The sequence below is a fragment of the Dendrosporobacter sp. 1207_IL3150 genome, from assembly GCF_036763085.1.
GTDB lineage: Bacteria > Bacillota > Negativicutes > DSM-1736 > Dendrosporobacteraceae > JBAIYU01.
Window position 1 is genome coordinate 308,440 of record NZ_JBAIYU010000010.1, and the last position, 11,689, is coordinate 320,128.

Below are 11,689 nucleotides of genomic sequence, written 5' to 3' on the forward strand. Positions count from 1 at the left end.
CCAATGCAAGGGGCGATTTTATTTAACCGCAGAGTACGCGGAGTTCGCGGAGGGGACGCTGAGAATGGTTTAAAAATTTATGTATGACAATTATCAGGTTACACTTAGACGCTTTTATTATTTGAGTAAGCTGGGGGAGATGATTTATTAAAAGCGTAAGTCAGCGCCAGCGTTGGAGCGTTAATAAGTCATCTTCCCCAGCTGCTCCCTTAGCTTTACCAAAACAAAAAGAGCCATCCAAGCTTTAAGCTTGAATGACTCCCTAAATTCCTAGCTTACTGTATATATTTGCCCTGAGAAGTCTTACCTTAAATTCCCATAGGCCATACTTAGGACGCGGCACATTAATTCGTTTCAGTGTATAAGCCTCTTGTGCATTTCGATTTAAGCCTGTAATACCAGTGCAAGCTCCGCGATAACCTGCCTTTTTTAATATTTCTGGCATTGTAGTATCATAACTGCCAAAAGGAAATGCTAGAAACTCAATCGGTCGTCCTAAATTGCGCTCTATTGTTTCTTTCGAGACACTAACTTGACGTTTTTTCTCCTCAAAATCAACTTGTGCAAGCGGTACATGACTGACAGTATGTGATCCTATCTCAGTATTCCTAGTCTGCATAGCCTTAATTTGGCCCCATGTCATATATCCAGGCTGCCCAACAGCTTCGCTTATTACAAACACTGTTGACTTGAGTCCATATTTTTCTAAAATAGGCAATGCTGTTTGATAGTTATCGATATAGCCATCATCAAAGGTTATTATAATTGGTTTTTTGGGTAATTGCCAGCGGCCTTCCCTAGCTTGGAAATATTCATTAAGGGAAATAGCGGTATAACCATTGTCCATTAAGTATTTCATCTGGCTGTCGAAATCTTTAGTATCAATGCTATATACTTCCTGCTGTTCATTTACCATATGGTAAGCCAGAATTGGTACTCCGCGAACTGGATCAAACAGCCAGCTGACTATTGCAACAATAAAAAAGGCGCCCAGCGCCAACATCTTAGCTAAGCGGCTCATTTTCATCCTCCTCAGCTAACTCAAGAGCTATTTGCTCTAATTTACGCAAGCGGTGATTCATACCCGATTTACCAACCTGACCACCCATGGCATCCACTAATTCCTGTAATGCAGCCTCTGGATGAGCCAATCGCAGCTTAGCTGCTTCAAGAAGATTGGGTGGTAATTTTTCAAGGCCAATTTTTCTTTCAATTAGCCTAATTCTTTCAACCTGGCGAAAAGCTGCGTTAACCGTCTTCTGCAAGTTTGCTGTTTCACAGTTTACAAGTCGATTAACCTGATTACGCATATCTTTTACTACCCTTACATTTTCAAAGGCCATCAATGCATTGCTTGCCCCAATGATCCGCAAAAAAGAGGTTATTGCGTCACCATCTTTCAGGTAAACGATATAATCATTTTTGCGGTCTGTTTGCCGAACAGGCAGCTCGAAATTCTTCATAATGGAAACTAGCATTTTGGCAAAATCATAATTTCCGGTTACCAGCTCCAAGTGATATTCACCCTCTGGCTTATTAACAGATCCACCACCTAAAAATGCCCCTCGCAGGTACGAACGACGACAACATGCTTTACGCAGAATACCTGAATCTCGACCAGCATTTAAGTTTTCGCCCTGCATTATGCCAAGCACTGTCAAGAGTTCAGTCACAACAGGAGACGGTACAACTTTTACCAGATAACTATTGTTCTTTTTTAAACGACGTCCCCTAGTTACCATTACTTCGGTTTTAAGGTTGAAGCCGCTTTTAATAAGTGTTAGTACCTTACGCGCTATTGCTGCGTTTTCAGTAGTAAAGTTTATCCCGAGATTTTTGTTGCCGCCAATCAGCATAGTGCCGCCCATTCGCATTAGCGAGGCCAGCTCTGCCACATGACAGCAATTTGTTTCTCCTGTTACACGCGCTAATTCGTTTTTTACATCAGTAGAATAGGACGACACAGCTTCATTCCTCTAATCTTTAAGTTCTTTAATATTTTCCGATATCAAATAGTAATCCAAAAGCCTCATTCGTTCGGAATTGGCTCGTAAATCATAAACCATTGAAATTATAGTACGCGACAACTTTACTGGATCATGGCGCACTAAATTTGTTTCGCTGATTATATCAGCGTCAACAACTTTAACGCCCAACGCTTCAAATGCGCCTTTATCGACGATAACCGGATAAGCACCTTGACTTGCGTAGACTTCCTGCAGATTGGGAGCAACCGGCTTAGAATTAACTACAACATAATCGATTACCCCAGGCCCAACATGATCCAAAATAGCTCTGACATGACATGCGGCAGTATATCCATCTGTTTCCCCTGGCTGTGTCATGACATTGCATATATATATCTTAACAGCCTGAGACTGCCTTAGCGCATCAGCTACACCTTTAACCAAAAGGTTCGGCAAAACACTTGTGTAAAGACTCCCAGGACCAAGAATTACCGCATCTGCATCATGAACAGCATCAAGTGCGCTTTTTACCGGCTCTACCTCTTCTGGGTGCAAGTATACTCTTTTTATTTTTTTATTGGCAAGCGGAATTTGAGACTCACCGCTAATAATGCTGCCATCTGTCATTTCTGCCATTAACCGGACTTTTTGCGTTGACGCCGGCAGCACCTGTCCCCTTACCGCTAATACTTTACTTGACTCTTTAAGGGCTTTTTCTACATCACCAAGTACTTCGGTCATAGCAGCAATAAATAGATTACCAAAGCTATGCCCAGCTAAATCACCAGCACCGCCGAACCGATGCTGAAATAACTTCTCCATAAGCGGTTCGGTGTCAGCTAAGGCAACTAAACAGTTACGCAAATCACCTGGCGGAATTATTCCAAGGTCTTCCCTTATTCGGCCTGAGGAACCACCATCATCAGCAACAGTTACTATTGCGGTAATATTACTGGTAACACTTTTAATACCACGCAGAAGTACAGATAGACCAGTACCGCCGCCAATTACTGCAACGGAGGGTCCACGATTTAATTTACGTTTTTGAAAAATCAGATCTACAAGCCGTTCCGAGCCTTCAGGTACAAGTACACTAATAACTGAACGAATTATTTGTCTGGAAGCCAGCATCATAATTCCCAGCCCAGCTGCAATAACAAAAATACCTACAATTGTGGTTACGGTGTAGTAATAAGTGCCAGTAGTAATATAGACCATTCTGAAAATTGCTTCTTCCAGATTACCAACATACTTATAATTAAATACCACGGCTAGACCAATACTGGAAATGATAACTCCTAATGAAAATAAGAGCAGCCAGCGTTTGAACTTCATGCCAGGGTATAACCACTTTAAAAAGTGCATAATTACACCTCAAATCAGATGCTATTTTCCCCGCTAGCAGCCAGGATGCTCTTCAACATCATTGTTCTTAATATCGCGATGTTCAATATTGACTTTATAACCCTTATCTCTTAATCCCTCGAATATCTTTCCTGCGACAAAAACCGAACGATGAAGTCCGCCTGTACAGCCTATGGCAATAACCAGCTGACTTTTCCCTTCTTTAATATAGTTAGGTACTAAGAAGTCGACTAGTCCGCCCAATTTTTCCATAAACTGCTGAGTTATCGGCCATTTCCATATATATTCGCCGACCTCATTGACTGCCCCGCTCTTACGCCGCAAGGCTTCTACATAAAATGGATTGGGTAAAAACCGGACATCAAATACCATATCAGCATCAAGCGGTACCCCAAATTTAAAACCAAACGATACCACTGTTATATTCATCCGTTCAAATTCGCGTTCGCTCGCAAATAACCGAATAATCTTTTCTTTTAGATTATCGCGTTTCAAATCCGATGTATCAATAATATGAGTGGCCCGTCCACGCACTCTATCAAGTCTTTCTCTCTCTCTAGAAATACCTTCGCTTATTCGGCCATGTGGTGCCATGGGATGGCGGCGCCTACTCTCTTTATAACGGCGAATTATTGTCTCATCAGCTGCTTCCAAAAAAAGCATCTCATACATAATACCTTGCTTTTCCATATCCTCAAGTACCTGTATTAATGTATCGAAAAATTCCCGTCCGCGAGTGTCTACCACTAAGGCAACCTTACTTACACTACCGGCAGACTGTGAACATAACTCAGCGAACTTTGGAATAAACATTGGTGGAAGATTGTCAACACAAAAATACCCTAAATCCTCCATCTCGCGGATTACCTGAGTTTTTCCTGCTCCCGACATGCCAGTTATTATGACCAATCGAACGTCTTGCATAATGTCACCTCTTAATAATACGGTTATTCCGCCTTGCTAAATGCTTATATATATTTTCAGCCGAACTATTTAGAACTAATTCTGAGGTTATACCGTTTTCCTCAAGCAACTTAATAGCTTCTTTAAATTCTCCTACTGACAAAGCGATATGACTGTCAGTACCAACCATAATTTTAGCTTTATATTTCTTTGCCAAACAGATAATATTGCTGCAATGAGACCGGCTTCCGCTTCGCGAAATAGTAAGTGAACTATTATTTACCTCTAACGCCACATCAAATTCTACAGCTGCCCGTACTACAGCCTCTTCATCTATAGAATATTCAGGGTTGCCAGGATGAACAATTGCGTCCACCCAAGGATTTTGCATTGCATTAATCATCATGCGCGTATTCTCTTCAATACTGCCGTACGGCGCACAATAAGTATGTAAGCCAACCAAAACAATATCAAGTCTGGATAGTCGCTCAACATCCAAATCCAGCGTGCCTTCGCGATCTACTATGTTAGCTTCGACCCCTTTTAGAATACGAACGCCATATAGTTCTTCTGGAATAGCTGTTAGGTTGCCAAAATGATAGTAATGCGGCGCTCCCGGCATGGCCGGACCATGATCAGTAATTGCGATGATGGCTAACCCTTTGGCCGAAGCAGCTTGTGCTATTTCCAATACAGTGCTGTAAGCATGACCGCTTGAAATTGTATGAATGTGCAAATCGGCGACAAATTCCACTGGCACTTCCCCCTTTAATAATTACAATTATATGGCAAATATATAAAAAAAGCAAAAAAAGCTGGTTTTTTACCAGCCTTTAAAATTTAGCTATTTCATTATAGGAAACTGTACGCCTCCAGCGACATTGTTCTTATCGCCGTAAACCCACCATGAAACATTTTTAAAAAGCGGTCCGTTTAGCTGCGCAGCAGGGCCTTCTTTTGACCAGCCAAGTCCAAGATTAAAGGACGGCTTTGGTGCAGTAATATTAATACGCATTTCAGTCTCTTCAGTAATCAAAAGTTTACCTTTTTCAAATCTAGTATTTTCTTTGACGTCAGCGGGTACTTCATATTCCTTACCATTAACTTTAACGTAAACTTTATTACTCTTATTTTCAAACTGTACATCAGTTTTTTCAATCTCACCAGTTGCTGCATCAATCTGCTTTGGCACATAAACTACTTCTTTAGTATGAGTTCCCTGTCCCTGCACATAAACTACCTGCGTTTCCCCCGGTTTTGATTTCTCGCCTGCAGTGTTGATAGTAATGCTAGGCTGATTTAGCTTTTCGGCCTGTTTGGTAGCATTATATTGTTTATACTCGTAATAAAATCCCACCAGCGCAACAACCACTACTACTAGTATTATAAAAAACTTCCACTCCTGCTGTATTACCCTCATCATTTTGGTTATCCCCTCCCCGCCCGCTCTCTAAATACATTCCAATAACAAATAAACTTAAACTCACGAAAATTGTATGAGCATGTCAGTTCGTCCAATAACCAAAAAATAAAACCCGCTCCAAAAGAGCGGGGGAGTTTTATACGATTAACCGCAGAGTACGCGGAGGCCGCAGAGGCAAAGCTGAGGATTGAAATATTCTTGCGCGATAACCATCGCGCCGTTCCCTCCGTAACCCTCCGTGTACTCTGTGTACTCTGTGGTTCAAAAAAAATCCGTTATTTCTATTTACTGCACATCTTCATGCCAACTTCTACTAGACGGCATAGGCGAGCTGTGGCTGCTTCGATTAGCAAATCGCCGCAATCCATACATTCTTCTAAGGACATTGGCTGAGGTACAACGCTCATCAAACCGTCTATCCCTTGACATAGGACATCTTCCGCCCCTTTTCCTAAACCGCCTGCTAAGCAAATGACTGGAACATTATACTGTTTAGCAACTTTTGCTACACCGACGGGAGCTTTCCCATAGGCCGTCTGAAAATCTGTTCTGCCCTCACCAGTAATAACTAGATTTGCTCCCTCTACCATAGAAGAAAAACCGGCTGATTCAAGTACAATATCTACCCCAGGTCTAAGCTGTGCATTAGTAAAGAATAACAACCCTGATCCAAGCCCGCCGGCAGCACCAGCTCCAGGCAGGTTAGCGACAGCTTTTCCCGTTGCTTTTTCGGCAATAGTTGCATAGATACTAAGCGCTCTGTCAAGCTCAGCTACCATCTCTGGCGTTGCTCCCTTTTGCGGACCATATACGGCAGAAGCTCCGCGTTCGCCGCAAAGTGGATTATCAACGTCACAAGCAACCATAATCTTAGCCTTCTGAACACGAGCATCTAAGCTGCTCAGATCAATTGCTGCTAAGTTTTCTAAAGACTTTCCGCCGGGAGCAAGTTCAGTTCCCGTGCTATCAAAAAACTTTACTCCTAACGCCTTAGCCATACCTGTACCACCATCGTTAGTTGCACTGCCGCCGATACCAATAATTATTTTATTTAAACCTTTGTCTAAAGCCGCTTTGATAAGCTGACCAGTTCCATAAGTAGTAGTGACTCGCGGATCACGTTTATCTACGGGTACTAGCGGAAGACCAGATGCAGCTGCCATTTCGATAACAGCTGTTTCCGCATCACCGAGAACTCCCCAGTAAGCATTTATCTTGTTTCCTAGAGGTCCTATAACCTCTTCATACATCATCTGTCCACCTGTTGCAGTAACTAAAGCTTCAACAGTTCCTTCTCCACCATCAGCTATCGGCAGCTTTAAAACCTCGGCCTCAGGAAATACACTGATAATTCCCCTCTCCATCGCTGTTGCAACACCGAGAGCAGATACACTACCTTTAAAAGAATCAGGAGCTACTACAATTTTCATTACTGAACACTTCCTTTATGGCAGATTTTCATCATCCAATATATATTAAGAATATTAGCTTAATTCAGTTATTATCCTGCTGTAGCACAAAAAACTGCTGCGATCTTTTATTAGTAAAGAAAGCGTGCTTAATAATTCTAAGGCTTGGTAAGGCACGGCCTATCCGCCCCCTTTAAACATTCAAAATGTATTTATAAATTGCTTCTGCTACTCCGTCCTCATCATTACCTAAGGTTACAGCATCCGCAGCTGCCTTTACATTTGGCAAAGCATTACCCATTGCAACACCAAGTCCTGCATATTGGATCATATCCAAATCATTATTTGAATCACCAATTGCCATAACTTCATTTCTGGTTATACCAAGCTTATTAGCTAGAAAATCGAGCGAAATACCTTTATTAATACTTGGATGTACAATCTCCAAATAGGTCGGTCTCGAAATGGGAGCAAAAACTCGCCCTTCAAAGGCTTGTTGTACAACCTTGCCGATTACCGCCATTTCATCCTTGTCTGCCATAGCCAGCATCTTTAAAACACCATCTGACATTGAATATAATTCTTGTCCAACCGGAATAGCCTTCACCTTAGCAAGGTTCTCATAAATACGCGCCTTATCATTAATCTCGTCCACATACAGTTGGTCGCCTACATATACCTGGATATACCAGCCTTGCTCGCGAAATAAATTTAACACTTCTGAAGCAACAACAGGGTCTAGCGTCTGCTGGAATAAGGTCTCACCAGAAAACGCTGATTTAATCAAGGCACCATTATAAGTGATTATTGGCACATCTATTTCCAACTGGCGGGCAAAAGGCAATGCCGAACAATACATTCTACCAGTTGCTACCGTAACAGTAACCCCTTTTTCCACCGCTTTCTTAATCGCTTCCCGACACCGCGGTGAAACGGTACTTGATTTATCCAACAAAGTATCATCTAAGTCTAGTGCTAATAATTTTATAGCCATATATAAATCCCCTTTCGGTATAAGTTACGGATTGCGTTTAACCGCAGAGTACGCAGAGGTCGCAGAGGGAACGTAAAAAAATTTATTAGTTTTCATCCGCGACATTATCGCGCCAATAATCATCCGTAACCCTCTGTGTACTCTGCGTACTCTGTGGTTCAAAATTCGTATCCCTTTGCGCCTTTGCGGTTCAAAATTCGTCCCCATAAAAAAAGAGAATTTTGCCGAAGCAAAATTCTCGCTTAACGATCATGAATCAGCTTAGAAAGAGTGCAGCTGCAGACGGTAAGCAGTAGTATACCGCCTAAAGGTGCAATTACACTGTATATTTGAAAGCCAGGCAGTGCCTTAAAAACCACCATCGGTGTAAGCAGATTAGTAAAGAGAGTTATTCCACCTAATGTTTGCCAGGTAAAAGAAAGATCAGCTAGGGCTAACAGCGGTCTAATAGCAGCGTTTGCCAAGCCGATTATGGCCGCACCTACCAAAGTACTGCCCAAGGTGTCCACAAAAATACCAGGAAATTCTGCCATAACAAAGAAAAGAATCACAGCGTTAATTATAATACGCAGTAAAAATCCGCACACCGCATTTAGCCTCCTGTTACAAACATCAATACCGTAATTATTATACCCTTTTAGATAAATTACTGGCAAATATATTTTTCATTTTCTAGCAAAAGTAAGGCTTTTTTCATATCAAGGCCTCCACCGAAACCAGTTAAACTTCCGGTACTGCCGACAATTCGATGACAAGGAACTATTATCGGTGTACGATTGTTATGCATTGCTCCACCAACTGCCCGAGCAGCATTTGGACTGCCTACAGCCTGGGCGACGGCCCCATACGACTGAATTTCACCATACGGAATATTTGCTGTATATTTGAGAACAACGGTTCTGAATGCGCTATAGCCTCGCCAGTCTATTGGCACAGAAAACGATGTGTTAAAGCCTTTAAAATATAAATTAAGTTCTTGCTTTAAGGCCATATCATAACAGTTTTCACCGAGAACCGGAAGCTCCTTTGCATCTTTTATTTTAATATCTGCGAAGGCTAAGTCGGCGTCTGGACGCGGAAAACTCAATTCCCAAAGTCCAGCGTCAGACCAGACTGATACTACATGACCCCAGTCGGTTATAAAGTCTGACTGGTAAAGCTGGATGAATGGTACTACCATATTACCTCCTCAGAAATATTAGAAACATCTGCTGAGCCTGTAAGTATCATAGCTGTCCTCAGCTCACTGATTACTTTATTCACTACTAACGCTGCACCTTCAGAGTTTCCGCCAATAGCACCAATTGCTAAAGGACGGCCAAGGAGAACAGCGTCTGCGCCTAATGCCAGCATTTTTAATACATCGGCACCGCTGCGAATGCCGCCGTCAACCAATACAGTAATCCGATTTTTTACCGCTTCTGCAATATAAGGCAGAACTTCGGCTGTAGCAGGCGTATGATCTAAAGCTCTTCCCCCGTGGTTGGAAACTACTATAGCATCGACTCCGGCAGCACAGCAGGCTTCTGCCTCATCAATTGTCATTATACCCTTAACAATGAATGGAATAGTTGTATTCTTCTTAATATATTCTAGATCAGCCTGAGTTTTGGGCGATACAGGCTGACCAGCGTTAGTCATGTTGACAAGTGCAGCAGCGTCTATATCTATACCAAATGCCGGCGCACCTGCTTCTGCAGCTAAATTGGCCATTTCAATAATTTTAGCGGTTTCCCGCGGCTTAATAATAGGAATACCAAACCCAGGATTTTCTTTAACCGCAGATATGCCCGCTTCAAAAAACTGCGGTTTAGGTCCATCGCCAGTCATACAAACAGTACCAGCCTGACGACAGCCTCCAATTACGGCAGCAGTGTATTCTTCTTCAGTCATAGCAGCATTCAGATTTAAGGCAACACCGGCAATGGCAGCGCCAATGATTGGTGCCGCCAGCTCCATTCCAAGAATTGAACAGGAAAGCTTTGGGTTGGAAATATCATGCACAGTACGCAAATTGAGCTTAAATTCGGCTAATGCCTGTACATTGTTTTTAAAACTTGCACCTGTACCCAAACTACCCATTCCTGGTACTTCACCCGCGCAAACTACACCGTTACAGACCGGACAAACGCGACAAACTCCTCCGAGTTTTTCCTTTGCCATTTTACGAACTGTTTGCAAATCCATATCTACGCCCCCTCTTAATAAGACCTGGCTAACACTCAAGTCCTTAGACGACAGCCAAGCTCTATAATTTGACTAAACAGCTAAATAGAATTTAAATTCTTGAATTTTCTGATTCTATAGCTAAACAATATTAAATTTCTTTAAACAAAATGTTTTTCCTGCTTATCGTCTAATTCTTAGGGCAGCCACCTTAATAGCAAGGCATAAATATTTACATAAGCTCTGCGTTTTTTTAGATCATTTGTATATAAATATTCTTACTAGGGAACTTTTATTTGCACTGTTATAACTATTTGTACATAAAAAAAGGCAGCTCATTGAGCTGCCTTTTTGTCGTCAGAGTTATTCTCTGATTAAACCAATTTCATGTCCGCTAATACTTGGTTCATGCTGCGTACTGCATCAGCGCTTTTGCTGAACAGAGCTTTTTCTTCATCGTTAAGATTGAACTCAACGATTTTTTCTACGCCGTTTTTACCAATTACTGCAGGAACACCGATGCAGATATCGCTTTGGCCATATTCACCATCAAGGTAGATAGAGGAAGCGATAACTTTCTTCTCATCGCGAACGATTGCTTCAACTACCATAGCGCCAGCAGCACCAGGAGCATACCAAGCGGAAGTTCCAAGAAGCTTAGTCAAAGTAGCTCCGCCAACCATTGTGTCAGCAACTACTTTTTGAAGAGTTTCTGCATCAAGAAGCTCAGATACAGGAACACCATTGTAAGTAGCAAAACGTGCAAGAGGAATCATAGTAGTGTCGCCGTGACCACCGATTACGATACCTTGAACGTCTGTAGGAGTGCAGCCAAGAGCTTGGCTCAAATAGTATTTGAAACGGTTGCTGTCAAGTAAGCCGCCCATACCGATAATACGGTTTTTAGGAACGCCGCTTGCTTTAAGAGCAAGATATGTCATAGTATCCATTGGGTTGGAGATAATTACAAAAATAGCATCTGGGGAGTACTTAAGAATGCTGTCAACAACACTCTTAACAATACCAGCATTTGTACCGATAAGATCTTCACGAGTCATGCCAGGCTTACGAGGAAGGCCTGAAGTAACTACAACTACGGCTGAACCAGCAGTTTTGCTATAATCGTTTGTGCTACCGATAATAGTTGAGTCAAAATTAAGCATGTTAGAAGTTTGCATCATGTCCATTGCTTTACCTTCTGCAACACCTTCTTTGATATCCAGAAGTACAACTTCGCTTGCGATTTCTCTTTGTGCAAGCACATTAGCACAAGTTGCGCCTACATTACCAGCTCCAACAACAGTAACTTTCATGTGATAATACCCTCCTTTTATTAAAGAGATACCTGCTTGGCAATTTCATGCAAAAAAAAATCAAGTCGGCATCTTCTTATTAACCTGAACTACTTACCTATTCTACCCATGGTCAGTAATTTAGTAAAAATTACTTTGAAAATCATTGC

The 11,689-nt window shown here is 42.0% G+C and carries 12 protein-coding genes; all 12 read right to left on the bottom strand.

The window, feature by feature from the left end; all coding sequences use genetic code 11:
• Window positions 1–262: 262 nt before the first annotated feature.
• Window positions 263–1,021, bottom strand: a complete 759-nt coding sequence (locus V6C17_RS04935; RefSeq protein ID WP_333521435.1) for a polysaccharide deacetylase family protein — start codon at window positions 1,019–1,021, stop codon at window positions 263–265.
• Complete coding sequence (gene whiA, locus V6C17_RS04940) at window positions 1,005–1,964, bottom strand: DNA-binding protein WhiA (RefSeq protein WP_333521436.1); 960 nt, start codon at window positions 1,962–1,964, stop codon at window positions 1,005–1,007. The genes V6C17_RS04935 and whiA overlap by 17 nt, the downstream gene beginning before the upstream one ends.
• Window positions 1,965–1,976: 12 nt before the next feature.
• Complete coding sequence (locus tag V6C17_RS04945) at window positions 1,977–3,332, bottom strand: gluconeogenesis factor YvcK family protein (RefSeq protein ID WP_333521437.1); 1,356 nt, start codon at window positions 3,330–3,332, stop codon at window positions 1,977–1,979.
• A gap of 33 nt (window positions 3,333–3,365) precedes the next feature.
• Window positions 3,366–4,256 (bottom strand): RNase adapter RapZ, encoded by an 891-nt coding sequence (rapZ, locus tag V6C17_RS04950; RefSeq protein ID WP_333521438.1) that lies wholly within the window; start codon window positions 4,254–4,256, stop codon window positions 3,366–3,368.
• A gap of 4 nt (window positions 4,257–4,260) precedes the next feature.
• Complete coding sequence (locus tag V6C17_RS04955; protein WP_333521439.1) at window positions 4,261–4,989, bottom strand: phosphatase; 729 nt, start codon at window positions 4,987–4,989, stop codon at window positions 4,261–4,263.
• 90 nt (window positions 4,990–5,079) lie between these two features.
• Complete coding sequence (locus V6C17_RS04960) at window positions 5,080–5,658, bottom strand: hypothetical protein (RefSeq protein WP_333521440.1); 579 nt, start codon at window positions 5,656–5,658, stop codon at window positions 5,080–5,082.
• A gap of 281 nt (window positions 5,659–5,939) precedes the next feature.
• Entirely contained in the window at window positions 5,940–7,088 is a 1,149-nt protein-coding gene (locus V6C17_RS04965; RefSeq protein WP_333521441.1) for a glycerate kinase, read from the bottom strand.
• A 172-nt stretch (window positions 7,089–7,260) separates the two neighbouring features.
• Window positions 7,261–8,061 (bottom strand): Cof-type HAD-IIB family hydrolase, encoded by an 801-nt coding sequence (locus tag V6C17_RS04970; protein ID WP_333521442.1) that lies wholly within the window; start codon window positions 8,059–8,061, stop codon window positions 7,261–7,263.
• A gap of 242 nt (window positions 8,062–8,303) precedes the next feature.
• Complete coding sequence (locus tag V6C17_RS04975) at window positions 8,304–8,648, bottom strand: phage holin family protein (RefSeq protein ID WP_333521443.1); 345 nt, start codon at window positions 8,646–8,648, stop codon at window positions 8,304–8,306.
• Window positions 8,649–8,707: 59 nt separating this feature from the next.
• Window positions 8,708–9,241 carry a methylated-DNA--[protein]-cysteine S-methyltransferase gene (locus V6C17_RS04980; RefSeq protein ID WP_333521444.1) on the bottom strand — a complete coding sequence of 178 codons (534 nt, stop codon included), beginning with the start codon at window positions 9,239–9,241 and terminating at the stop codon, window positions 8,708–8,710.
• Window positions 9,235–10,248, bottom strand: coding sequence for an alpha-hydroxy-acid oxidizing protein (locus V6C17_RS04985; RefSeq protein ID WP_333521445.1), 1,014 nt, complete (start codon window positions 10,246–10,248; stop codon window positions 9,235–9,237). The genes V6C17_RS04980 and V6C17_RS04985 overlap by 7 nt, the downstream gene beginning before the upstream one ends.
• Before the next feature lie 353 nt (window positions 10,249–10,601).
• Window positions 10,602–11,540 (bottom strand): malate dehydrogenase, encoded by a 939-nt coding sequence (gene mdh / locus V6C17_RS04990; RefSeq protein ID WP_333521446.1) that lies wholly within the window; start codon window positions 11,538–11,540, stop codon window positions 10,602–10,604.
• Window positions 11,541–11,689 lie beyond the last annotated feature (149 nt).